This is a genomic window from Sessilibacter sp. MAH3 (assembly GCF_054658275.1).
This window is the reverse complement of sequence record NZ_BAAGIE010000010.1, coordinates 60,001-84,452: the sequence shown is the minus strand read 5'-3', so window position 1 is coordinate 84,452 and position 24,452 is coordinate 60,001. Positions and strand designations below refer to the sequence as shown.

Genomic DNA, 24,452 nt, shown 5'->3' with positions numbered 1-24,452 from the left:
GGAGGCACGGCCATGATCGTTCGACGCAAAGGCGGCCTGACCGAGTTCATCCCCACGCCGCAGGAGAAGCGCGACGGCCTGATCCGCGACCACGCCCTGGGCCTGCTGGAAAATCTGCACCAGCGCCTGGCGCGGCTGGAACGGGCGTCAAAGCTCCCGGCCGACGAAGCGGAGGCCTTCACGGCGCTGCTGGCGCGGATGCGGGCCGACGAGTCGCGCAACCTCGAGCTGCACGCCAGCCTGATCACCTCTGATACCGCCTCCGGCTGACCGGCTTACTGCCACCGCCAACCCAGAAACCCCGGATACGGCCAGCCCGTTCCGGGGTTTCTGCTGCCCGTGCGCCGCCCAATCCGGCCAAGTTCGCAAGTCATTGAAAATAAACGTGTTAAATGTCGGCTTCGGCTGTTCTTCTACTTGATTTGTGTCCGGAAAGAAGCATTCATTCATGGTGTAAGCAGAGGCTAAAAAGCCTTGCCAGACAACGACTTATAAGCACCATGAACGACGGAGGCACGCATGAACCTGAAAGAGATCCATTACGGGATCGAGATCGAGACCGTAAAACGCACACGGGAACAGATCGCCTGGGCTATCCACTCGGTGGTGGGCGGCACGGTCCGCCATGTCGGCATCCCCAGCAGCTATGACCCCTGGGAGGTCGAGGACCTGCGCGGCCGCGTCTGGAAGGTGGTGGGGGACGCTTCCCTGACCAGCGTCCCGGCCCATCTGCGGGCCGAGGTGGTCAGCCCGGTGCTCGGCTACGACGACATCCCGCAACTGCAGGAGGCGGTCCGGGCCATCCGCCGCGCCGGGGGCAAGATCAACAGCCAGTGCGGCATCCACATCCATATCGACGCCGCGCCTTTCGACGGCAGGCACCTGGGTAACCTGGCCAAGATCGTCTACAAGCAGGAGCCGCTGATCCTCCACGCCCTCGGCATCAGCCGCGACCGGCTCAACCGCTACACCCGGCCGGTCAGCGACGAGCTGATCCAGCGCATCGAACAGCATCGCCCCCGTACCAAGGACCAGCTCAACCGCATCTGGTACGGCTACCACAACCGCCAGCCCCAGCACTACGACAACAGCCGCTACCACGGGGTCAACCTGCACAACGTCTGGTACCGGGGCACGGTGGAGTTCCGCTGGTTCGAGGCGACCCTTCACGCGGGGCGGATCAAGGCCTACCTGCAGTTCTGCCTCGCGGTTGCAGCCAAGGCGCTCAACGGCCGGGCAGCCTCCAGCCGCAAGCGGGATTTCGATCCACAAAGCGCCAAGTACGACTTCCGGGTCTTCCTGCTCCACCTCGGCCTAATCGGCGACGAGTTCAAGACCGCCCGCAAGCATCTGATGGCCAACATGCCCGGCGACGCCGCCTTCAAGAACGGACGGCCCAAACCGGAGAACGTCCTTCCGGACGAAACCGAAACCACCACTCTCACCAACGAGGCCGGGCAAGTTCCCGGCCTCACTGTTTAAGGAGGTGCCCCATGAAGATTCTGATCCGCTCCACAACGCTGGACGGCGAACCGATCCCCGGCAGCGGGGAAACCATCCAGGCCGCCGACTGCCTCGAAGTTGTCGAGTTGATGCGCGGCCAGACGCCGTTCACCGCCAGCCGAGCGCCCCGGGACTACATGACCGAGGTGCTCTCCGGCATCGAAGGCGGGCCGACCCAGCCTCTGCCGGAGGACCCCGCCGCTGCGGCCGCCGAGTTTCTCACCCGCCTGGCCCGGCACGGCCTGATCGAGTTTCTGCCCGACGACAAGGCCAGCGATCCCTGGCCGGGGCGCTTCCTCGAAGCCCTGGAAGCGGTGCGGCTCTCCGGGCTCACCAACATGCTCGACCACCCGGAGGTGGCCCGCCTGACCGCCGAGATGGGTTATCCGGAGGTGGCCGAGTGGCTGGCGGACCACCGGCGTGAATACGCGGCCTTCGTCCTCGAAGGAACGAGACCGCTCGGCAAGAACTTCGGCGGCAAGGAGGACCCGGCTCCATGTGCGGACAAGTAGGCATCATCTTCGGCCGCAAGCGCAGACGGCCCGACGAGCGGGATTACCTGCGCGAGGTCTTCATCCGCATGCTGCTGCACAGCGAGGAGCGCGGCCCGCACGCCTCCGGTCTGGCCTGGCTCAAGACCGACGGCAGCCACCGGATCTTCAAGCGGCCGAAGCGGGCGCACGAGCTGGTGTACGAGAAGCCTTTCCAGGAGCTGCTCGGGCAGGTCGACAACGAGACCACCATCCTCATGGGGCATACCCGCTGGCGCACCCGGGGCAACGAGTTCAACAACCGCAACAACCATCCCATCCGGGCCGGGATCGTCATCGGCACCCACAACGGCACCATCTACAACGCCGATTATCTGTTCCGCCGTCTCGGGCTGCCGCGCTACGCCGAGGTGGACAGCGAGCTGATCTTCCGCTTGGCCGACCGTTTCGCGCCCGAAGGCCCCATCGACCAGGACGGCCTGAAGAAGGCGCTCGCCCTCTGTCGCGGCCAGATGAGCGCCGTGCTGGCATCAAAGCTCGACCCCGGCACCATCACCGTGCTCAAGGGCAACAAGCCGCTCTGCCTGCGCATCCACCGCCAGCACCGGGTGGTTCTCTACGCCTCGGACGACGCCTTCATCGACTTTGCCGTGGACAACGAGAAGGGCTGGCGCGAGCTGGAAGTGCCGCCCATGACCATGCTCACCATCCGCCAAGAGGATGTGCGGGCCATCGAAAACATCGAATTCCGCTTCATACCCCAGGAGCGCAAAGGGACACTGCCAGAAGGAGTGAATGCATGAACATTGGAGACACCGCGAAGCTGAACACAAACCCGGAGGACACTCCCGAGACCATCCTCCGGCTCTTCGTCTACGGCACCCTGAAACGGGGCTACTGGAATCATCAACGCTTCTGCTCCCAGGCCCGCAGCATCGAACCGGCTGTGGTCTGGGGCAGGCTCTACCATCTCCACGCCGGTTTCCCGGCCATCGAGGTTCCGGAATGCCTGATCCTGGCCCGGGGCAGCGTTGATCCATTGGCCGACGCCCGCAGGCAGCAGGAGATCGGCACGCCGCGCTTCGGACGCCCGACCGGGGACTGGGATCTGATCCACGGAGAGCTGGTGACCTTCACCGACCCGCAACGCGACCTGCTGCCCATCGACCGGCTGGAAGGCTTCCGGCCCGGCGGGCACAGCATGTACCAGCGGGTGATGGTGGCTTCACTGCAAGGCGCAACCCCATGTGCCGTATGGATTTACATCATGCGTGCGCCTCAAAACGGCGAGCGGATCGCCAACGACAATCAGGCCGTTTTTTGGAAAATTCGGCACTAATCGGCACAAAACGCTTGATTTTGGTAATCCGCCAATGTAATTTGTGGGGGTTAATTTGCGGCACTGTGTCCGGATTTCGGGTTTCCCGGAGACCTTCGGGCTTTTACCGAAAACATGATGAACGAAGGACGAAGGCTATGGATGAGAGATGGCTGACGGTCGATGACATTTGCAAATATCTGAATGTAAGCAACGAGACGGTCTACAAGTGGATCGAACAACGGGCTATGCCCGGTCATCGCGTCGGCCGTCGCTGGATGTTTAAACAAGACGAAGTGGACGAATGGGTCCGTTCCGGCGGTGCGGCTGACAAATCCGATAAGCCGGACACCGAGCAGTAAGGAGCGACCATGGCCGAACCGATTCACGACAAGATAAAACGATCCCTCCAGGCAGCCGAAGGCTTATACCACCGCCTGGTACTGCTGGTGGGTGAGACCGGTTCCGGCAAGACCGGCGTCCTTCGGGATATTGCCGAGGAGTTCGGCTCGTCCGTTGTTAACGTCAATCTGGCGCTCTCCGGCGAGCTACTGGAGCTGACAGCCAAGCAACGGTCACTGCGGCTGCCGGGCATCCTTGATCAGATCGCGGACCAGGCTCAGTCACCCGTGGTGCTGGATAATCTCGAGATCCTCTTCGACAAGGATCTCCAGCAGGACCCCTTGCGGCTGCTGCAGTCCATTTCAAGAAACCGGGCCGTGGTGGCTTCGTGGAACGGAATCGTGAATTCCGGGAGGCTTTTGTACGCCGAAACCGGCCATCCCGAGTACCGCAGCTATGACTCGGTCGATGCGCTGATTGTGGGCATGGATGGCACGGCCACGGTCGATTCGGCAAAAAACAATAGAGAGGCAGGACAAGCATGAAATACGGAGACCTTATCCAATTCGACCCGATTGAGTCGGTCGTTCAGTTGCGTGACGCGGACAAATCGAGCGCCGCGCACACCCTCGTGAACACCTATGTCATTTCCGAGGAAATGGCCGAACGGCTCACCCAGCTTGTCATTCCTCAGATGCAGTTCGACCAGCCGGTTGACAACAAAGGCCTGCTGGTCGTCGGTAACTACGGCACCGGTAAGTCGCACTTGATGTCGGTGGTCTCCAGTCTTGCCGCAGATGCCTCCCTGCTGGAAGGGCTGAACCACGCCGGTGTCCGCGATGCAGCCTCTCAGATCGCCGGTCGGTTCAAGGTCATCCGTACCGAGATCGGAGCCACCACCATGTCCCTGCGCGATATCCTGGTGGCCGAACTGGAAGAGCATCTCGAAAAACTCGGTGTGGAGTATGTGTTCCCCGAGGCGGGCACCATCACCAGCCACAAACGGGCCTTCGAGGACATGATGGCCAAGTTCGGCGAGGTCTTTCCGGAACACGGCCTGCTACTGGTGGTCGACGAGCTGCTCGACTACCTGCGTACCCGCAAGGATCAGGAGCTGATCCTCGACCTGAACTTTCTCCGCGAGGTCGGCGAGGTCTGCAAGGATCTGCGCTTCCGTTTCATGGCCGGTGTCCAGGAAGCCATTTTCGACAGCCCGCGCTTCGCTTTTGTCGCCGACAGCATCCGCCGGGTGAAGGACCGCTTCGAGCAGATCCTCATTGCCCGCAGCGATGTGAAATTCGTCGTCGCCGAGCGTCTGCTCAAGAAGACAACCGAGCAACAGGCCAAGATCCGCGACTACCTGATGCCCTTTGCTAAATACTACGGCGGGCTCAACGAGCGCATGGACGAGTTCGTCCGGCTCTTCCCGGTGCATCCCGATTACATCGACACCTTCGAACGCGTCACCGTGGTGGAAAAGCGCGAGGTGCTCAAGACCCTGTCCATGGGCATGAAAGGCATCCTCGGCAAGGACGTGCCACAGGACGAGCCCGGCCTGATCGCTTTCGACAGCTACTGGAACACGCTCAAGCAGAACGCCTCGTTCCGCGCCATTCCCGAGATCCGGGCGGTCATCGATTGCAGCCAGGTGCTGGAATCCCGCATCGAGAACGCCATCACCCGCAAGCAGTACAAGCCGATGGCGCTGCGCCTGATCCATGCGCTGTCCGTCCACCGCCTGACCACCGGCGACATCTATGCCCCCATGGGCGCTTCCGCCGAGGAGCTGCGCGACCGCCTCTGCCTGTTCGATCCGCTGATCGCCGAGCTGGGCAGCGACGAGCCGGACAAGGACCTGCAAACCCATGTGGAAACGGTCCTGCGCGAGATCCATAAAACGGTCAGCGGCCAGTTCATCTCCTTCAATGCCGACAACCGCCAGTTCTATCTCGACCTGAAGAAGACCGACGACTTCGATGCCCTGATCGACAAGCGGGCCGAAAGCCTGGGCCAGGCTCAGCTCGACCGCTTCTATTACGAGGCGCTCAAGCGGGTCATGGAGTGCCAGGACGCCACCTACGTGACCGGTTACAAGATCTGGCAGCACGAACTGGTCTGGCAGGAACACAAGGCTGCCCGCACCGGCTACCTCTTTTTCGGCGCTCCCAACGAACGCTCCACCGCCGTGCCGCAGCGGGACTTTTACCTCTACTTCATCCAGCCCAACGATCCGCCGCGCTTCAAGGACGACAAGGTCAACGACGAGGTCTTCTTCCGCCTGAAAGGCACCGACGAGGAATTCCAGACCGCGCTGAAGAGCTACGCGGCCGCCCTGGACCTTGCCGCCACCTCATCGGGCCACGCCAAGGCCACCTATGAATCGAAGGCCAACGGCTTCCTGAAGAAGCTGGTCCAGTGGCTGCAAAAGCACATGAGCGATGCCTTCGAAGTCACCTATCAGGGCCGCGCCAAGTCCATGACCGAATGGGCCAAGGGCAAATCGATCCGCGACCTGTCCGGTCTGTCGCCCCACGAGACCATCAATTTCCGCGACCTGGTCAACACCATCGCCGGGGTCTGCCTGGCCCCGAACTTCGAGAACCAGGCCCCGGACTATCCGTTCTTTTCGGTGCTGATCACCGGCAACAACCGCGCCCAGGCCGCGCAGGACGCCCTACGAGCCATCGCCGGGCAGAACCGTACCAAGCAGGCCACCGCCGTGCTGGACGCCCTGGAGCTGCTCGACGGCGAGAAGATCGACCCCTACAAGTCGAAGTACACCAAGTTCATCCTCGATGCCGTCAAGGCCAAGGGGCACGGCCAGGTGGTCAACCGCAGCGAGATCATCCAGGACGACCACGGGCTGGAATACATGAACCCGGGCGGTTCCCGTCTGGAGCCGGAATGGGTGAGTGTCCTGGTGGCGGCGCTGGTCTACTCCGGCGACATCGTCCTCGCCATCCCGGGCAAGAAATTCGACGCCACCGGGTTGCAGCAACTGGCCGCGACCGGCATGGACGAGCTGGTCCGCTTCAAGCACCTGGAACAGCCCAAGGAATGGAACCTGCCCGCGCTCAAGGCGCTGTTCGAACTGCTCGGCATGACGCCGGGCATGGCCCAGCTCGTCACCCAGGGCAAGGACGAGCCGGTGCAGAACCTGCAGCAGGCGGTGGGCAAGATCGTCAAACGCATCGTCATGACCCAGCAGACCCTGCGCGAAGGGCTCTCCTTCTGGGGCCTGGATCTGCTTGCGGGCACCGACCTGGCCAGCCAGGCCAGCGGGCTGGATGAGGCCAAGGGCTTCTTTGAATCGCTCCAGGCCTACTCCTCGCCGGGTAAGCTGAAAAACTTCCGCTACAGCGCTCCCGAAGTGCTGGCCCACGAAAAGGCCGTGAAGGCGCTCGATGAGCTGGATGCCCTGCGCGAGTTCATCATGGACCACAGCCCGACGGCGTCTTGGCTCTCCACCGCCGAGGCGGTGCTGCCTGCCGAGCATGACTGGGTGGATCGCATGAAGACCACCCGGCAGGACGTGCTGGATACCCTCAAACAGGCCGACCTGACCGAGCTGGCCAGCCAGTCCCAGTCCATCGGGGCCAAGCTGCAAAAGCTGAAGAAGGATTACACCGTCGCCTACATCGGTCTGCACACCAAGGCTCGGTTGGGCGTGAACGATGACAAGCGCAAGGCGGGCCTGCTCAACGATCAGCGGCTGCAAACCCTGCTCAAATTGGCCGGTATCGACCTGATGCCCCGGCAGCAGCTCACTGATTACCAGAACCGCCTGGCCGGGCTGAAGAGCTGCTTTGCCCTGACCGAGCAAAACCTCGACGCCTCGCCGATCTGCCCGCATTGCGGATTCCGGCCTTCGGTGGAAACCGGCGCGGCGGCAGGCTCGCAGATGATCGACCAGATGGACGCCCAGCTCGACGCCATGGTGGCGGCCTGGACCTCCACCATCCTCAGCAATCTGGAGGACCCGATCACCCAGGCCAATATGGATCTGCTGAAGATCGACGACCGCGAACCGCTGGAGGCTTTCATCAAGTCGAAGGAACTGCCGGTGCCGCTGGACAGCAACTTTGTCCACGCCCTGAAGGAAGTGCTCTCCGGCCTGGTCAAGGTCACCGTCAAGGCGCAGGAGCTGCAGCAGGCCCTGCAGGTCACCGACGGTCCGGCCACTCCGGCGGAGATGAAGAAACGCTTTGAGGAGTACATCGATCAGCTCACCAAGGGCAAGGACCCGGCCAAGGTGCGGATCGTCATGGAATAAGAGTGACTAAGCGAGTGACCAACTCCGCCGAGTTTGGTCACCCACGAAGTGACCAAGCTGAGAAACAAGACGCCAGCAAGGATTATGAAGATGAAAGAAACCAGTTTGTTCGACTCGCTGCTTGAAGAGCCGCAGAAGCCCTCCGGCCCGGTGACTTGTCTCGGCATGACGTTCGAGAACGACGAGGCCCGCCGCGCCCACTTTATCGAGGAGCTGCGCAAGAAGCTGCAGGACCCGGAGTTCCGCAAGATCGAGGGCTTTCCCATCGGCAGCGACGAGGACATCCTGAACCTGAGCGATCCGCCGTACTACACCACCTGCCCGAACCCGTGGATTGCCGACTTCATCGCCGAATGGGAAGCGCAGAAACCTGAGCAGCCGGAGGGCTACCACTATCACCGCGAACCTTTTGCGGCCGACGTGAGCGAGGGGAAAAACGACCCGATCTACAACGCGCATTCCTACCACACCAAGGTGCCTCACAAGGCCATCATGCGTTACATCCTCCACTATACGCAGCCGGGTGACATTGTGTTCGACGGTTTTTGCGGCACCGGAATGACAGGTGTGGCTGCGCAGATGTGTGGCGACCGCGAGATGGTGAAGTCACTTGGATACCAAGTGAAACAAAACGGGACTGTTTTGCAGGAAGAAGCAGATGAGAGTGGCCGTAAAATTTGGACTGAGTTCTCGGCTTTCGGAAAGCGCAATGCCGTTTTAAATGACCTTTCTCCTTTGGCTAGCTTCGTTGCCTCGAACTACAACTCGCTATCTTCATTCGATGATCATATCTATGAGATTGAAAAGCTATTCAAATCGATAAGGAAGGAACTGGAGTATTTATACAAAACCCAGGACCCTGAAACTGGAAAATTCGGCATAGCTGATTTTTACATTTGGTCAGAAGTTTTCACTTGCCCAGAGTGCTCCCACGAAGAATCCCTGTTCGAATTAGCTGTGGATAAATCCACATATAAGTTGGTTGACAAATTTCCTTGCCCTTCATGCAACGCCGACCTATCGAAGGACAAGCTCGAGCGGGTTTGGACTTCAACATTACTTCCAACTGGTGAAATCGTTAAAGAGTCAAAATGTGATCTAGTTGAGGTGAGTTGCAAGTTTAGTGGAAAACAAAAAAGATATCGCCCAACTTCCTTTGATTTAAAGAACATTGAAGATTCAAAGTCCTTGCTGAGCCATTGGTATCCTGCCAATGAATTCCCTCATGGCCGACAAACACGTAAGGTCAAGACTGGAAGCGGCATATCGTATGTTTCCCAAATGTTTACACCTCGTGCGCTACATCTTTTCAGCCATTTTTGGAGCAGAACAAGCGAGAGTAGCGCGATTAGAAAAGAGTTCCGTTACCTCTTGTCATCGATAATGACTTTAATTTCGAGGCGTGAACGTTTTCGCGATGGTACGGGAAAAGGGGCTCAGTCTGGGACTCTTTACGTTCCTTCACTACAAGTTGAAAAGAATTTTTTTGATGTTTTGGAACGCAAAATAACAGCTATTAAACGCCTGTCCAGGTCGACACGCAAGCAGCATTCTATAGTACAGTGTCAATCAAATGCCGGACTCAAAACACTTCCAGAAAATAGCGTTGATTATATCTTCACAGATCCACCGTTTGGTGAATCGCTTCAATATGCTGAACTGAATTTCTTCAATGAATCCTGGTTCCGTGTCGGTACTAAAATCGAACGCGATTGTGTGTTGAATTATGTGCACGGAAAAGACCTATCCTTTTACAAGGACCTCATGAAGGGGGCATTCGCAGAGGCATATCGGGTACTTAAACCATCCAAATGGGTAACCGTTGAGTTTCATAACTCTCAAAACAGTGTATGGATGGCCATACAGGAAGCTCTTTGGCAGGCTGGATTCACTGTTGCAGATGTTCGCGTATTAGACAAAAAACAAGGCACCTACAATGTTGTGAACCGTTCTGGATCTGTAAATAAAGACCTTGTAATTTCGGCATATAAACCCGATTTCCACACTGAAAGAAACGTCAAAATACATGCGGGAAGCGAGGAGTCTGTATGGGATTTCGTTCGCATGCATTTAGGACAGTTGCCATCTTTTGTTTCGAGCAAAGGTGCAACGGAAATAATTCCGGAAAGGCAACCTCATCTCTTGTTTGACCGCATGGTCGCATTCCACGTCCAGAGAGGCATATCTGTGCCAATCTCTGCTGCTGAATTTTATCAAGGGTTATCGAATAGATACCCAGAGCGAGACGGAATGTATTTTTTGGAAGATCAGGTTGCAATTTATGACCGGAAAAAGATGCATACAAAGGGAATAGAGCAGCTCTCCCTTTTTGTTGTAGATGAAGCTTCTGCCATACAGTGGTTGCGTCGACTATTAAAAGAGCGAACACAAACGTTCCAAGATATCAATCCTCAATTTATGAAAGAGGTTGGCGGATGGAGCAAAAATGAAGAACCTCTAGAGTTGTCGACATTACTAGAGCAGAACTTCTTGCGCTACGACGGCAAAGGCCCGGTGCCCGAGCAGATCCACGCCTACCTCTCCACCAACTGGAAGGAACTGCGCAACCTACCCAAGGATGACCCGGCGCTGGTGACCAAAGCCCGCGACCGCTGGTACGTGCCCGATCCGAACAAGGCGGGCGACCTGGAGAAGCTGCGCGAGAAGGCTCTGCTCAAAGAGTTCGAGGAATACAAAGAGGTCAAAAAGAAGCTCAAGGTCTTCCGCCTGGAAGCTGTCCGCGCCGGATTCAAGAAAGCCTGGCAGGAGCGCGACTACGCCGTCATCGTCGCCGTGGCCGACAAGATCCCCAACAACGTCCTGGAAGAAGATCCGAAGCTGCTCATGTGGTACGACCAGGCAGTAACAAGAATGGGAGGGGAATAGCCCATGATCACCAAATGGAAGGTCTTCAACTTTAAATCGATTCGTGAGGAGACCGAGCTGGACCTCGGCCCGCTTACGATCTTCGCTGGCGCAAACAGCAGCGGGAAGAGCACATTCATCCAATCCGTCCTTCTCGTAGCACAGACCTTGGCCCATAAAGTTGGATCAAGATCTGTCGTATTGAACGGTGCTCTCACGAGCCTGGGCCAGTTTGACGACCTGAAATCCAATGGTGGCGCATCGGACCAGATTACCATCAAATGTACCTGTCGGCCGCTTCCAGATCAGGACGCTGCAATAGGCAGGCGGTCTCAGTTTGCGCCTCGTGGTGCTATCTACTATGGACCGCGATCCAATCAGCTTCAGGAAATCGCTTGTGAGATTTCGTTCGACGCTGATGCTTCGAGCTCCCAGCGTGATTTGTTCCAAATCCAACCTCGGCTTTTTGCAACCCAGTTGTCCTGCATATCCAGAGACGAGGACAACGTGGATCAGAAAGCCGATATATCGATCCATCATTCCACCAAGGCCATCTCCGAGATTGAAGGCGCTGACAGCGCCAGTGAAATCGACGATCAGCTACGCGCCAGTTTGGCTTACGCTGTTGAGCTGGACGATGGCTCCATGGCTGAGGTGAAGGATGACTTTCGCTCTGCCAAGCCAATCGGCTGCATGCTTCGACACTTTCTTCCCGAGAGAATTGTCTACGCCATCGATACCATCGAAGAGGACGCCAATGCCATTACCATGGCTCTTCAAGACGATGGTCGTCGTGCCATTGGCTTACGGCGCAACATGGGAAGAGATATCCTTCTTTCCGAAGAGATCATTGCGGTGTTGCGCGAAGTCCTCGAAGGCACAATTGATTTCGACCAGACTTTCAAGGATAAATATCGGCAAGAGTCACTCTTCGGTTCCGAGGCCGATACGCTTACATTCAGGTCTTGGTATGAAAGGTTGCGCAGCCTCCCGCGCGAAGAGCGCCTGAAGGTTCAGCAGGTCCTGCGTGAGCGCGAGGATCTTTTTGACCGCATCCACCAATCCATGAAGGCATCAACGGCAGAGAAGCCCGAGACCCATGCCTTTGTCCAAGCCAGGCCACCTCGCTTGATAACGGAAGCTACCTGGTATCTGGATAATTTCTTCGCCTCGTCTTTGAAATACCTCGGCCCATTAAGGGATGCTCCCAAACCGCTGTATCCGCTCGCGCCAGCAGCGGACCCACATGACGTAGGCTTACGCGGAGAACACACAGCTTCTATTCTTGAACTGCACAAGAGCAAGAAGATCCGCTACATCCCGTCGGCAAATTTCAAAGACCCGGTAATTGACCGCAAGACCGTTACCCGGACACTCGAAGCAGCGGTTATCGATTGGCTCCAATATCTGGGAGTCGCCAGCTCAGTCAAAAGCCGAGACCAGGGTAAATTGGGGCACGAGCTGAAGGTGGGGCTTTCCAATTCGGATAGCACGCATGACCTCACGCATGTGGGTGTAGGTGTCAGCCAGGTTCTGCCGATCCTCGTCATGTGCCTTCTCGCCGACACGGACTCTACACTCGTTTTTGAACAGCCGGAGTTGCACCTTCATCCGAAGGTACAGACCCTGCTCGGCGACTTTTTCCTTTCGATGGCGCTGTGCAACAAGCAATGCATTGTTGAAACCCACAGCGAGTATTTCATCGACCGCCTTCGCTTCCGAATTGCAGCGGCAACACCCGAGAAGGAGCTGAACAGCCAGACCAAGATTTATTTCGTGGAAAAGCCGTCGCAGGGGTCGGCTTTCCGAGAGGTGGTGATAAACGAGTACGGAGCCATCTCAGACTGGCCGGAAGGATTCTTTGATCAGTCCCAACAGCAGGCCGAGGAAATCCTAAGAGCTGCGGCGATGAAGCGCAAAGCAAGCCGGAGGAATCAAGATGCATAGCCTGCCCAGCGTAACAATTGACGCAGGCGTGCTCGCTGTTCCCCATGTTGATTGCGCCAAGGATGATGCTTTCCAGTACGTGGATACGCTACTGGACTGGAGCAAGTTGCTTGATGAGCCCTGGGTAGCCATTTACATGAGCGAGCGGGCTTCAGAGTCCCTTTTTGCCGATGGATTGTATCCACTGAGAGATCAACTCAGAGAACTGTTCAATGCCCACGGCATAGTAGAATACGACGTCAATACGGTTGCGAGAATTGCCAACCAGCTTCTGGCGATCACTCCATCCTTTGAAACCTACTATCGGGTCAAAGATGTCTTGTCAGAACATCTGGAAACAGATCCGGATGTTATTCGGCTGACAACTCATGACGGTCTCCAGTCCGATCTTGCCCGATGCATCACGTTGATCGCCGTTCTACGCAAGCACTGCTCCCAACCTCTTGGGGGCCATTCCCTCATACTGAGAGAGGCGCCCAAACAGGTAATCCAGGTAAGAGCCCATATTCACGAGCTCGAACATTCCAGGGACGATATACCGGTTTTGCCGTGCCCGCCCGAGTTCTTTGAAGGCGATGTGTTGGTCTGTGACGATTTTCGGGGCCTGATCGATTGTCTCGATGAATCCGCCATTCTGGTTGGCGCGTCTGACGACCTTGGAATTGATCTAGCCGTCCGAATCGCTCTGTTCAAAAATACGATTGCACAAGGTGGTTCCCCTGACTGGAGCGGCGTGATTGTTCCAGCCATTGGGTCCAGATTCCGGGAGTTGTGCCAGCAGGTTTGCGCCGACCAAGGGGACTCCGTGCCGCCCAAGATTCTCCGATCAATCATTGAGACTATCAAAGGACATAATCTTCCCGCCGTACACGCTCTTCGGACAGGGCCAGGCGGAAATGATCCGCAAAGAATGCGTGGCTCTGACAAGGCGCAGCGTCGAGATATCGATAGGGAATTCCATCTTCATTACTGGGAGTGCGCCGACGGGACAGTCGAGTTGGCGTCCGTGGTTTATCACAACGATTTTTCAATTCCGGGATGATGCCGATGCAGGATGTTTGGCAATACAGCACCGTTCATAACAGCGCCTGCAAGGTCATCGAAGAACAGACCTTGTGGGGGCAGACGGTGTGCCGTGTCTGGTTGCCGAACCAGGACGCGGTGGTGCGCGTGCCCCGCTCCGCCTTGCGGCCGCTGAGTGCCGACTTGCAGCCGGAGATCGAGGCCGGACGCATTGCCTATGTGGCCGCAGCGGCCAAGGTAGCGGAGGTGCTCGAAGGTTCCACCAGCGCCACCGAGGGTCATGTATTGCTGGCTCCCATGGAGTCCAACGTCATCCCACTGCCGCACCAGATCCACGCTTTGTCCCGGGCCATTTCCGGAGACCGCGTGCGCTATCTGCTGGCCGATGAGGTGGGTCTCGGCAAGACCATCGAGGCCGGTTTGGTCATGCGCGAGCTCAAGCTGCGCGGGCTGGTTCGGCGAATCCTGGTCGTCTCTCCCAAAGGCATCGCTACCCAGTGGGTGGCGGAAATGCAGACCCACTTCAACGAGCAGTTCCAGCTCGTGTTGGGCGACGACATCGGCACCTTGCAACGTCTGGCCCCCCAATTTGGAAAGAGCGCGGACCACCGGAACTCAGCCTGGTCGATGTTCGATCAGGTCATCGTCTCCCTGGATTCGGTCAAACCCATGGACAAGCGGCGCGGTTGGACCGCCGAGCGCGTCGCCGAATACAACCGCAGCCGGTTCGAGGATCTGATAACCGCCGGTTGGGATCTGGTGGTGGTGGACGAAGCGCACCGGCTGGGCGGCAGCACCGATCAGGTCGCCCGCTACAAACTCGGCAAAGGCCTGGCGGAGGCCGCGCCCTATGTGCTGCTCCTTTCGGCGACTCCCCACCAGGGGAAGACCGATGCCTTCCATCGCCTGATGAGCCTGCTGGATGATGACGCCTTCCCGGACATGGACAGCGTCTCCCGTGAGCGGGTGGCCCCGTATGTCATCCGTACCGAAAAGCGCAAGGCCATCGATGCCGACGGCAAGCCGCTCTTCAAACCCCGGCGCACGCAGATGGCCCCGGTGGCCTGGGAGAGCCGTCATCACCTGCAACAGCTTCTTTACGAAGCGGTGACCGACTACGTGCGCGAGGGTTACAACCAGGCCCTGCGCGAGAAGAAGCGCCACATCGGCTTTCTGATGATCCTGATGCAGCGTCTGGTGGTCTCCAGCACCCAGGCGATCCGCACCACGCTGGAACGGCGACTTGCCGCGCTCAAGGAAGGCGAACAGCAGGCCAGCCTGCGCCTGGCGGAGCTGGAAAACGGCGCGGAGGGATCGGAAAGCCCAGACGATGAAATGGCCGAACTCTACGACATGGACGGCCAGGAGCTGCTCGATGAGCTGCTGAAATCCCATGTGTCGGCTCTGCAGAGCGAAGGCAGCCATGTCGAGACCCTGCTCGATGCGGCGGTTCGCTGCGAACAAGCTGGACCGGACGCCAAGGCCGAGGCGTTGATCGAGTGGATCTACGAACTGCAGGCCGAGGAAAACGAGCCGGACCTGAAGGTGTTGATCTTCACCGAGTTCGTGCCCACCCAGCAGATGCTGAAGGAGTTTCTGGAAGCCCGGGGGATCTCGGTGGTCACCCTGAACGGCTCCATGGATATGGAAGAACGCAAGCAGGCCCAGGATGCCTTCCGCAAATCGCACCGTGTGCTGGTTTCCACCGACGCGGGTGGTGAGGGTCTGAACCTGCAGTTCGCCCATGTCATCATCAACTACGACATCCCCTGGAACCCGATGCGGCTGGAACAGCGAATCGGGCGTGTGGACCGTATCGGACAGCCCAAGAAGGTGCGGGCAATCAACTTCGTGTTTGAGGACTCGGTCGAGTTCCGCGTCCGCGAAGTGTTGGAGCAGAAGCTCTCGGTAATCTTCGACGAGTTCGGCATCGACAAGACCGGCGACGTACTCGACTCCGCCCAAGCCGGTGAGCTGTTCGAGGATGTGTTCGCCTCGGCCATCCTCAATCCTGATGGTATCGAAACCTCCGTCGATCACACGGTGGCTCGGCTTCGCGATGAGATTCAGCAGGTGCGCGAGTCCTCCGCCATCTATGGCATCTCCGAAGAGCCGGATGTGCAGGCGGCTGAGCGTCTGCGTTCCCATCCTCTGCCCCATTGGGTGGAACGGATGACGGTGGGCTACCTCAACTCTCACGGCGGCGCGGCCAGTCGCAAGCGCTCCTGGTGGGATCTGAATTGGCCGGACGGCCAGGAGCATCGCAAGGCCGTGTTCAATGCTCGGGAAGCGGACCGTCTGACCGACGCAACCCTGCTCAATCTTGAAAACAGCCGTGTCCGTGGGCTGGCCCTGAACCTGCCACAGATCGCGGCTGGCCAGCCCTTGCCATGTGTTAGCGTAAGCGGGCTGCCAGCCAGCATCTCCGGACTCTGGGGGCTCTTTGAGATCCGCCTTCAGGCTGGAATGCACCAGAAGACACAACTCCTGCGCATCCCCATGGTGCGGCGCGGCTATGTCAGCGTGTTCTTGAGCGAGGAAGGCAAACTGTTTCTGCCCACGGCTCGGCATATCTGGGATGCGCTGCAGACTGCTGAAGCCCAGGTGCAGACCACACTCGGCCAGGATGAATCCATCACCGCCCATGAGAGCTTGCAGATTGCTGCCGAACAAGCCGGACAGGAGCTGTTCGACGCCCTGCAGCAGGCGCATCTCGCCTCTGTGGCTCGCGAGGAGGAACGCGGAGTCGTCTCTTTTGCCTCGCGCCGCAAGGCCATCGAACGGGTTGGATTGCCGGAGGTGCGGCAATTCAGACTGTCCCGTTGTGATGCGGACGAATCCGAGTGGCGGCATGAACTGCAATCGGCAAGGCAGATCGTGCCGGAAATCCGGCCGCTGCTGATGCTACGGATCGTCAAAGGAGGCGCTCAATGAGTAGTTGGCGAGACGCCATCCTGAACGACCTTGTACCCAACGTCAGCAAACTGACCTTGGTCGCAGACCCGGATTGCCTGCTGACCGAGGAAAAGCTGGCCTTGGAACTTCGCGGGCGCGGCTTCGACCTGATCGAGTTCAGTGACCCGGTCGAATTCAGATACGCCTATGAGTCCAAATACCGCTCGATCTGGGACCGGGGTGAGCACACCGATCTGGTGGTGGTCCTCCGCTTGCAGGATGCGGAGCTGGAGTACCTGCCTTACGATCTGCTCAAGGCTGGCCGGAAGCTTTCATTCAACCTGGGGGATCTCTTTCCCAATCTGAGCTACCCGGTCATCGAGAAGCTCGACCGGAGCTTGCTGGATTCGCTTTTTGAAGCCCAGCGCAAGTCGCCGCCGGATCGCATGGGCGACAACGCCACCAAGGATTTCATTCTTCGACATGTGTTCGGCATTGCGGCGGAACTGATCGCCAACGAGGTGGAGCTGCTTCGCGCCTTGCTCCGTCTGCACTACGGCAAGCTCCAAATTCCACTGATGCTGGCCGAGCGGCTCATCCAGGTTCTCAAAGGCCATGATGGGTTCAAAGCCTGGCCGCTCTCCGAGATCGTTCCGGACGATGAGGCCTTCTTCGCCTTTTTGCAGGAACGCTGGCCGCTCTTTCTTTCCAGGCTCGGCAGCGCCAATCAGGTACGGGAAGATTCGCCGGAATACGGCCTCAAGTATCCCGGCCCTGACCGTCTGCCGTTCGAGCATCAGGACATCAAGGTCTACATCGACAACTTGTTCCTGGAGGGGAAGCTCACCCCAGTCGAGGCCAAGGACATTGAAGTGGACGCCGGGTCGTGGGTACGAAGCGGCATCGCCACCTCCGGCGTGGACGATGACGAGCTGCGGATTTCCCGCCTGTTTGACCTTGTCGAGAAGGATCTGCCCACTGCGGAAGCGCGCTACTCGGACTGGACAGCCTTCGCATTGAAATGGGCCGAACTCTCTGCGCTGGTTCATTGCGGCAACAGCACCGAGCATCAGACCCGTCTCAGGGAAATCGGCGATGCATTAAACACGACCTTTGCCGGTTGGTTGGCCGATCACTACTCCAGCCTGATCAATCTTCCGCCGACCAATCCGGCCATGCTCCACCACGTGCCGCGCCGCCTGGCTCGGGACATCGAGGACTCTGGTAGTAGCCGTGCTGCGCTGATCGTGGTCGATGGCCTGGCCCTGGACCAGTGGGTGACCATTCGCCAGCTTCTGCAAAAGCGGGACGCCAATCTGGTCATGCGCGAATCTGCGACCTTCGCCTGGATTCCGACGCTGACCTCGGTATCGAGGCAATCGATCTTCTCGGGCAAGCCGCCGCTCTATTTCCCGTCATCCATCAACTCGACCAACAGCGAAGAGAAGCTCTGGAAGCAGTTCTGGGAAGGCCATGGTCTGTCCCGTCTCGACGTCGCTTACCAGCGCGGCCTTGGCGACGGTGATGCTGCGGGCGTCCTCGACTCCGCAATCCACCCCGGGAAGACCAAGGTGGTGGGGCTGGTCGTGGACAAGGTCGACAAGATCATGCACGGCATGCAGCTCGGCTCGGCCGGGATGCACAACCAGATCAAGCAGTGGTGCCAGGGCGGGTTCCTGGCTGCTCTGGTCGGCCAACTGTTGGAATACGGCTATGAGGTCTGGCTGACGGCCGATCACGGCAACATCCAATGCGAAGGCAAAGGCCGCCCGTCTGAAGGTGTGATTGCTGAAACTCGCGGCGAACGGGTTCGTGTCTATCCAACGCCGGAACTCCGCGCTCAGGTGGCTGGGGCCTTCCCGTTTGCCCACGAGTGGCAGCCGGTCGGGTTGCCCGCAGATTATTTCCCCCTGGTGGCCGGTGGCCGCGACGCATTCGTGAATCCGGGAGATGCCATCGTAGGTCACGGCGGTGTAGCCATCGAAGAAGTCATCGTGCCCCTTGTGAAGTTTGAAAGGAGAACACGGTGATGGGTAAAAGACATGAAGCCATTGGCATCAAGCAGGCGATCCGTTTCGAGTGGATGCAGAAAGCAGCCAATCTGCTGCTGGCGGGGCTCGACGCCAAAACCATCCGCCAGGAGCTGCATGAGTTCCTCGCTGATAGGAAAGGCAACGGCTCCGAGGGCGAACGCAGCGATCAGACCCGGACCTTTGTGGTCAACAACCTGATGAAGATCTGGGTCTCTCCTGACCCCGAGTTGATTCCATTCCGGGATGCCTCGCTTGCCTTCCTGCGGGAGAACCCGTCCATGGCCCTGGCGGTCCACTGGGGGATGATCTCAGCGGTCTATCCGTTCTGGTTCAACGTGGCCCGGCAGACCGGCCGTCTGCTGGCCTTGCAGGATCAGGTGACCCAGACGCAGATCATCAACCGCCTGAAGGAACAGTACGGCGACCGGCAAACCGTGAGCCGATATGCGAGATTTGTCATCCGTTCCTTTGTCGCCTGGGGAGCCCTGAAGGATTCCGAGGCCAAAGGCTGCTATGAGAAAGCCGCCCCGGTGAACATTGCCGAGCCAAACCTGGCCATCCTGATGTTCGAATCCGCACTCCTGGCCACCCCGGAGGCCAAGGGCGCATTGGGCCTGCTCCTGAATAACCCGGCATTCTTCCCATTTCAGCTCCCAGTGATGACCGGTGATTTTGTTTCCCAACGCAGCGACCGGATCGACGTGGTTCGCTATGGACTGGACGATGAGCTGTTGAAATTGAAGGGCAACTAAATCAGGGATGGGACGTGAATGCCTTGGACTTCGGAACACACTAAATGGCTGGTCGACACCGGCGAACGACTGAAGACCGCTGATGGCAAGGAGGTCGAGGTCTGGGAGTTCCGTCATGAGAACGACGAGGAAGTGCTTTCGGCCTGGGCGAAACACTTCCGGAATCATTACTGTCTGGATACAGATATCGATTTCCTTCGGGGCAAACGTCCGCGACCGGATTATCTGACCAATATCAAGTTCCCTTGCAGAACATCCAAACTCGGCCCAGGAATCAGAGCAGGAGATTTTGGGGAAATTCTGGTTTCCGATTACCTGCAATGGCTTCTCGGTTACTGGGTACCCAGGGTACGGTGGTCATCAAAGGTTGTTCGAGATGAATCGCCCAAGGGCAGCGATGTCATTGGATTCCGATTTCATAAACAAAACGGCGAAGCCTCCACCAAGGACGTGTTGTTTGTCTTTGAATCCAAGACAAAATTCTCCGCCTCTAAAATCAACCGCCTGCAGGATGCCATCAACGATTCAGCCAAGGATCACATTCGAATCGATGAATCGCTGAACTTCATCAAGCAAAAGCTCTTTGAAAAAAAGGAAATCGAACAGGCTCAAAGGATCGAGAGATTTCAAAGCCCTGTAGATATGCCCTACAAGGAAACCTACGGCGCTGCAGCCATCATTTCAGATGAATGTTTCGACGCCGAAGAATTGGCTTCGGCAGACTGCAGGAAAATTCCCAAGTCAGCAAAATCCAAGGAGGTCTTTCCTCATCCTAATGGCGACAGCCTTGTCCTCTTGGTTATCAAGGGACCCGACATGATGGACCTTGTCCACGAGCTCTACCGGAGGGCTGCGGATGAGGCCTGATAGAAAATCCAATCGTCTTTTGGGTGTTACTCGATCAAAAGCTAAGATGATCGAGTACCATGTACCTGAAGAATATCAGGAGATAGATTTATCACTACATCCAAATAAGCTGTTCACTATCTCAATTGGTTTGCTGGGCGACCTTGCCGCTGCTATCAACCGGAACGAGCCAGATCCCGATTCCCTCTCGGAGCTGAGAACCAATCTGCTGTTTTCCGCCCGCTTTTTTGACTCCTACCTCCAGTCAAAGCTGAACGAGACACTTGATCCATACCTCGTGATTTTGGGCTCCGCCTCCTATTACCTGTGCGATCTTCCCGGAAGCGCGTCGGTATTGGCGAAGCGCATCGATGGTGACTGCCCGGACTTGGATGGCGATAGTTTGGAGGACCTGTTGCTCTGGTTGCTGCAGGCCGATCTGGAAACCTATTTTGATGGAGCTGAGGGACCATTCGGCGGATTCATCGACGGGATTTCAAAATGGATTCTCCAGTTTTTCGAGGATGGAAATGGCGAAGAAAATCTTCTCGTTCTCGCCACGAAGCTGAGGGACGCCGCCTATGAATTCGGCACACCCAGGCAGCTTCTGTTTGGCGATGTGATCGCGGCGGTTCTGAGGAAAAAGCTCGAAAATTCTGCCTGGAAGGCTTTGCCGTCATATTCCGGGCTGCCCCGAGACAAATGGCTCCACGCGCTGCAAAAGGATTCGTTCATCAAGGAACTGTGGCCTGCCCAACACCTTTTGGGCAAGGCGGATGTTCTTAAAGGCGAGTCTGCCATCGTTCAAATGCCCACCAGCGCTGGCAAAACGAAGGCAACTGAATTGATCCTTCGAAGCGCGTTTCTGGCCGAGCGCGTGTCTCTGGCCATCATCATCGCCCCGTTCAGGGCGCTGTGCCATGAGATCAAGAACAGCCTTGTGGAGGCATTCCACAACGAACCCACCAAGGTGGATGAATTGTCCGATGCCCTACAGACCGACTTCGAGATTGCCGAACTCCTGGGGCACCAACAAATCCTGGTCGTAACCCCCGAGAAGCTACTCTACGTCCTTCGGCATGCTCCGGAACTGGCTGCCCACGTTGGCCTGCTGGTTTTTGATGAAGGCCACCAGTTCGACAGCGGCACCCGAGGCATCACATACGAGCTGCTCCTGACGTCGCTGCGCTCCATGATTCCCGAAGGAACTCAGAAGGTGCTGATCTCAGCGGTCATCAGCAACGCCGAGGCTGTTGGAGAATGGCTCAACGGGGTGCCCAATGTCATCGAAGGCACAACCCTGATTCCGACTTTCAGGTCGGTCGGATTCGCGAGCTGGCTCGATCAGTTGGGAAAGATCGAGTACGTCGACAGCCGTGACGCCGAACAAGGCGAGTTTTTCGTTCCGAGGGTGATCGAAAGATTCAATCTCGGAAGGAAGAAGCGGGAAAGGACGGACCGTTTTTTCCCTGAAAAGACTGACGGGCAGGCTATCGCACTTTACCTCGGTCTGAAATTGGTCCCGAATGGCAGTATCGCTGTTTTCTGCGGGCGGAAGTCGACAGCGGCCAGCGTCTGTGAAAAGGCCGTCGACATTATCGAGCGAGGCGCACCGTTGGCCTTGCCGTCAGATTTTTCAGACGCCCAGGAAGTTGCGCGGCTGACACATCTGCATGTCGAGAATCTTGGCGCTGACGCCCCGGCGTCTCAGAGCGCGGCACACGGGATTTTTTCCCATCATGGCAATACACCGCATGGTATCCGGCTGGCTGTGGAGCATGCCATGCGTGACGACCTTGTGCGATTCGTCGTTTGTACATCCACTTTGGCGCAGGGAGTAAACCTTCCGATTCGATACCTCATCGTGACCAGCGTCTACCAGGGCATGGAGCGCATCAAGGTTCGCGATTTCCATAACCTCATTGGCCGAGCGGGCCGAGCCGGGATGCATACCGAAGGCAGCATCCTGTTTGCCGATCCGGTGATCTTTGACAAGCGGAAGGCCCGTAACGACAAATGGCGCTGGGACCAGGTGAAAGAGCTTCTGGAACCGCGCAATTCTGAGCCATGCATCAGCAATCTTCTATCGATCTTTGACCCCATCAAGAGCGATGACGAGAAGTACACCATCACCATGGAGGCTCTGGATTTTGCCAAGGCCTATATCGACGATCCTGATGAAGTCGCCAAATTGGCTGCCGGGATAGCTGCACAACATGGAGACAAAAATTTCTCACGAGACGGTGTCGAGCGGCAAGTCGCCTGGAGAATCAGCCTCATCTGTGCCATCGAGAGCTTTCTGCTGTCCCATTGGGATGAATCCGAGGATGGTCTTTCGGAAGCTGATGTGACCCGCCTGGCCGAAGGGACGCTGGCTTTCTTCCTGGCTGATGATCAGAAAAAGGAGCATATCCGCGAGTTGTTTCAGCTTCTCGCTGGGAACATCTCTGCAAACATCACCGATCCAGCTCGCCGCAAAATCTACGGCAGGACGCTTTACGGAATTCAGGATGCCCAAGCCATTGAGGGATGGGTTCAGTCCAACGCTGACAGCCTACTTCCGATTGTTGATGAAACAGAAGTGCTCGATCTTGCCTGGCCATTGCTTACCCGGCATATCAACGGTGGCATATTCACCAAGTTCGATAAACCGGAGGTGCTTAAAGAAATCTCACATGGATGGATCAGTGGAAAGCGCTTCAGCGATCTCCTGAAAATCATCCGTAAGCGAAAAGCCAAGATGATATGGGGCACCCGCCGGAGGGAGTTCAAGATCGACCATGTCGTCGACGTCTGCGAAGGGACGCTCGCATATGACGGAGCGCTTGTTGTAGGCGCTGTGTCTGAATTTATCGAAACCCTTGCCCAAGATGGCACCGGAGACCTGATCAATCGTCTGCAGCTTTTTCAAAAGCGACTGAAATATGGTCTGCCCACGGAAACCACCATTGCCCTTTATGAGCTTGGCTTTTCGGACCGTGTCATCTCTCAGGATCTCGCCGCATCCTTGAACCTGGCAGCGACCCAAAAGAAGGATCTCGTGAAGGCGCTGAAAAAAGATCGGGACGGAGCTATGGCGGTGATGGAGAAATACCCAGCCTATTTTCAGGAGAGGATGAATGAACTCCTGCAGTAGAAATCCAGATCATCGATCCGAACTATCAAGCTCCCTGCTGTTGGCCCGGCTGTTGGCAGAGCGGGAGGCCTACGATAGTTCTCGGGGAAGCTCGCATTTCCCCAGGAGGGGGCATGAATCAACAGACGCAGCCATCAGCAAGAGAGCATCATTTCTACGTTTCGATTGCCAAGTTCCTTTTCCATCATCCGGAGCATGGCATTGTGTCGGTGGGGGACCCGATCAAGATCAAGGATGCAGAGCGATACGGGCTCAGCCCGCTCATACTTTATGGATTGACCGTTGCCGGGTTACCCATTCGGTGGATGACCTTCACACCAGTCGATCAACCCCAGGCCTTCCGGGATGTTCTCCTGGATGCGTGGCGTAACGCCGAAGGCTTGCGTGGCCACCCCGACATCCTGCGGATCAACCGCCACCTCGCGACTGCCAGCCCTGGACTGGGAGGGGAAATGGCAAAGATCGGAGTCCGGGTCGAGGTCGCCGATGCCAGGGAGAAATCCCTTCCAGCTTCCCTGCGCTCAGCCCAGGACTCCAGCCGGTGGCTGCTGAGAAAGCACGACGGAAATGACCGATCTCTTACCGGGTCCATCCAGGCCCTTTGCCGGTACGCTCAAGTTGACCACGATTTTCGTGTCAGTGATGGTCACAGAGGCGTGAACAGCCGCGAGATTGAAGACAGAATCCAGCAGTGGCTGACCTTATCGGCGCAAGTGCCGGTGCCAACAGTGACCGGTGGACTCGACTGGGAACCCGGTCCATGGCTGTCATCCTGGGAGACCTCTCTGCCGCCCGATCAGCCCCGATATTTCAACCACGATGGCTTTGATGGCTGTACCTGGCTACTGACAGGTGAGAAGGCACCGGAGGATATCGTCGAGGATGATAATTTCTGGGCCGACAGTGACTATGACAACGCGGCCGAAATCGCCAAGAACCTCGTGGCGTGCTGGCCCAATTCGCCAGCAGAGATTGCCAAGTGTACCGGGATCACCCTGCGGGAACTTCAATGGTTCACCTCGGGGAAG

The 24,452-nt window shown here is 57.6% G+C and carries 18 protein-coding genes (1 of these 18 running past the window's edge); all 18 read left to right on the top strand.

Translation table 11 applies throughout. The annotated features are described in order from the left end of the window. The first annotated feature begins 12 nt into the window (after positions 1-12). On the top strand, positions 13-270 hold the full coding sequence (locus ACYQ2C_RS08115; protein ID WP_097010730.1) for a VrlD: 258 nt from the start codon (positions 13-15) through the stop codon (positions 268-270). Between the two features lie 249 nt (positions 271-519). Next, on the top strand, positions 520-1,482 hold the full coding sequence (locus tag ACYQ2C_RS08110) for an amidoligase family protein (RefSeq protein ID WP_460101462.1): 963 nt from the start codon (positions 520-522) through the stop codon (positions 1,480-1,482). An 11-nt stretch (positions 1,483-1,493) separates the two neighbouring features. Continuing rightward, positions 1,494-2,015, top strand: coding sequence for a DUF5049 domain-containing protein (locus ACYQ2C_RS08105; protein WP_460101464.1), 522 nt, complete (start codon positions 1,494-1,496; stop codon positions 2,013-2,015). Beyond that, a complete protein-coding gene (locus ACYQ2C_RS08100; RefSeq protein WP_460101466.1) occupies positions 2,000-2,797 on the top strand; it encodes a hypothetical protein in 798 nt (265 codons plus the stop codon). The genes ACYQ2C_RS08105 and ACYQ2C_RS08100 overlap by 16 nt, the downstream gene beginning before the upstream one ends. After that, the gene (locus ACYQ2C_RS08095) at positions 2,794-3,333 is read left to right on the top strand and encodes a gamma-glutamylcyclotransferase family protein (RefSeq protein ID WP_460101468.1); all 540 of its coding nucleotides are present in this window, start codon (positions 2,794-2,796) and stop codon (positions 3,331-3,333) included. The genes ACYQ2C_RS08100 and ACYQ2C_RS08095 overlap by 4 nt, the downstream gene beginning before the upstream one ends. A 137-nt stretch (positions 3,334-3,470) precedes the next feature. Next, positions 3,471-3,674, top strand: coding sequence for a helix-turn-helix domain-containing protein (locus ACYQ2C_RS08090; protein WP_011927933.1), 204 nt, complete (start codon positions 3,471-3,473; stop codon positions 3,672-3,674). Positions 3,675-3,683: 9 nt separating this feature from the next. After that, the gene (gene brxF / locus ACYQ2C_RS08085; protein WP_213726443.1) at positions 3,684-4,199 is read left to right on the top strand and encodes a BREX-3 system P-loop-containing protein BrxF; all 516 of its coding nucleotides are present in this window, start codon (positions 3,684-3,686) and stop codon (positions 4,197-4,199) included. Then, entirely contained in the window at positions 4,196-7,927 is a 3,732-nt protein-coding gene (locus ACYQ2C_RS08080) for a DUF6079 family protein (protein WP_460101471.1), read from the top strand. Before brxF ends, ACYQ2C_RS08080 begins: the two co-directional genes overlap by 4 nt. 2 nt (positions 7,928-7,929) lie before the next feature. Continuing rightward, entirely contained in the window at positions 7,930-8,052 is a 123-nt protein-coding gene (locus ACYQ2C_RS08075; protein ID WP_460101473.1) for a hypothetical protein, read from the top strand. After that, positions 8,018-10,813, top strand: a complete 2,796-nt coding sequence (locus tag ACYQ2C_RS08070) for a DNA methyltransferase (protein ID WP_460101475.1) — start codon at positions 8,018-8,020, stop codon at positions 10,811-10,813. The genes ACYQ2C_RS08075 and ACYQ2C_RS08070 overlap by 35 nt, the downstream gene beginning before the upstream one ends. A gap of 3 nt (positions 10,814-10,816) precedes the next feature. Further along, positions 10,817-12,739, top strand: coding sequence for an AAA family ATPase (locus ACYQ2C_RS08065; protein WP_460101477.1), 1,923 nt, complete (start codon positions 10,817-10,819; stop codon positions 12,737-12,739). Continuing rightward, positions 12,732-13,781, top strand: coding sequence for a hypothetical protein (locus ACYQ2C_RS08060; protein ID WP_460101479.1), 1,050 nt, complete (start codon positions 12,732-12,734; stop codon positions 13,779-13,781). The genes ACYQ2C_RS08065 and ACYQ2C_RS08060 overlap by 8 nt, the downstream gene beginning before the upstream one ends. Positions 13,782-13,786: 5 nt before the next feature. After that, positions 13,787-16,696: a DEAD/DEAH box helicase gene (locus tag ACYQ2C_RS08055; protein ID WP_460101481.1), complete on the top strand. Its 2,910-nt coding sequence runs from the start codon at positions 13,787-13,789 to the stop codon at positions 16,694-16,696. Next, positions 16,693-18,687, top strand: a complete 1,995-nt coding sequence (pglZ, locus tag ACYQ2C_RS08050; protein WP_460101484.1) for a BREX-3 system phosphatase PglZ — start codon at positions 16,693-16,695, stop codon at positions 18,685-18,687. Before ACYQ2C_RS08055 ends, pglZ begins: the two co-directional genes overlap by 4 nt. After that, entirely contained in the window at positions 18,687-19,442 is a 756-nt protein-coding gene (locus ACYQ2C_RS08045; protein ID WP_460101486.1) for a hypothetical protein, read from the top strand. Before pglZ ends, ACYQ2C_RS08045 begins: the two co-directional genes overlap by 1 nt. Before the next feature lie 18 nt (positions 19,443-19,460). Next, positions 19,461-20,309: a Hachiman antiphage defense system protein HamA gene (locus ACYQ2C_RS08040; RefSeq protein WP_460101488.1), complete on the top strand. Its 849-nt coding sequence runs from the start codon at positions 19,461-19,463 to the stop codon at positions 20,307-20,309. Positions 20,310-20,355: 46 nt separating this feature from the next. Then, positions 20,356-23,424, top strand: coding sequence for a DEAD/DEAH box helicase (locus ACYQ2C_RS08035; protein WP_460101490.1), 3,069 nt, complete (start codon positions 20,356-20,358; stop codon positions 23,422-23,424). 113 nt (positions 23,425-23,537) lie between these two features. After that, positions 23,538-24,452, top strand: the 5' portion of a protein-coding gene (locus ACYQ2C_RS08030) for a hypothetical protein (RefSeq protein WP_460101492.1). Its footprint extends 471 nt past the window's final position; the window shows 915 of its 1,386 coding nt (coding positions 1-915); the start codon lies at positions 23,538-23,540; the stop codon falls past the right edge of the window.

Coding starts and splice junctions, on each gene's coding strand:
- ACYQ2C_RS08060 (WP_460101479.1), top strand. CDS start 12,732: ATGCATAGCCTGCCCAGCGTAACAATTGACGCAGGCGTGCTCGCTGTT.
- ACYQ2C_RS08065 (WP_460101477.1), top strand. CDS start 10,817: ATGATCACCAAATGGAAGGTCTTCAACTTTAAATCGATTCGTGAGGAG.
- ACYQ2C_RS08035 (WP_460101490.1), top strand. CDS start 20,356: ATGATCGAGTACCATGTACCTGAAGAATATCAGGAGATAGATTTATCA.
- ACYQ2C_RS08100 (WP_460101466.1), top strand. CDS start 2,000: ATGTGCGGACAAGTAGGCATCATCTTCGGCCGCAAGCGCAGACGGCCC.
- ACYQ2C_RS08105 (WP_460101464.1), top strand. CDS start 1,494: ATGAAGATTCTGATCCGCTCCACAACGCTGGACGGCGAACCGATCCCC.
- ACYQ2C_RS08080 (WP_460101471.1), top strand. CDS start 4,196: ATGAAATACGGAGACCTTATCCAATTCGACCCGATTGAGTCGGTCGTT.
- ACYQ2C_RS08115 (WP_097010730.1), top strand. CDS start 13: ATGATCGTTCGACGCAAAGGCGGCCTGACCGAGTTCATCCCCACGCCG.
- ACYQ2C_RS08070 (WP_460101475.1), top strand. CDS start 8,018: ATGAAAGAAACCAGTTTGTTCGACTCGCTGCTTGAAGAGCCGCAGAAG.
- ACYQ2C_RS08090 (WP_011927933.1), top strand. CDS start 3,471: ATGGATGAGAGATGGCTGACGGTCGATGACATTTGCAAATATCTGAAT.
- ACYQ2C_RS08055 (WP_460101481.1), top strand. CDS start 13,787: ATGCAGGATGTTTGGCAATACAGCACCGTTCATAACAGCGCCTGCAAG.
- ACYQ2C_RS08040 (WP_460101488.1), top strand. CDS start 19,461: ATGCCTTGGACTTCGGAACACACTAAATGGCTGGTCGACACCGGCGAA.
- ACYQ2C_RS08045 (WP_460101486.1), top strand. CDS start 18,687: ATGGGTAAAAGACATGAAGCCATTGGCATCAAGCAGGCGATCCGTTTC.
- pglZ (WP_460101484.1), top strand. CDS start 16,693: ATGAGTAGTTGGCGAGACGCCATCCTGAACGACCTTGTACCCAACGTC.
- ACYQ2C_RS08095 (WP_460101468.1), top strand. CDS start 2,794: ATGAACATTGGAGACACCGCGAAGCTGAACACAAACCCGGAGGACACT.
- brxF (WP_213726443.1), top strand. CDS start 3,684: ATGGCCGAACCGATTCACGACAAGATAAAACGATCCCTCCAGGCAGCC.
- ACYQ2C_RS08110 (WP_460101462.1), top strand. CDS start 520: ATGAACCTGAAAGAGATCCATTACGGGATCGAGATCGAGACCGTAAAA.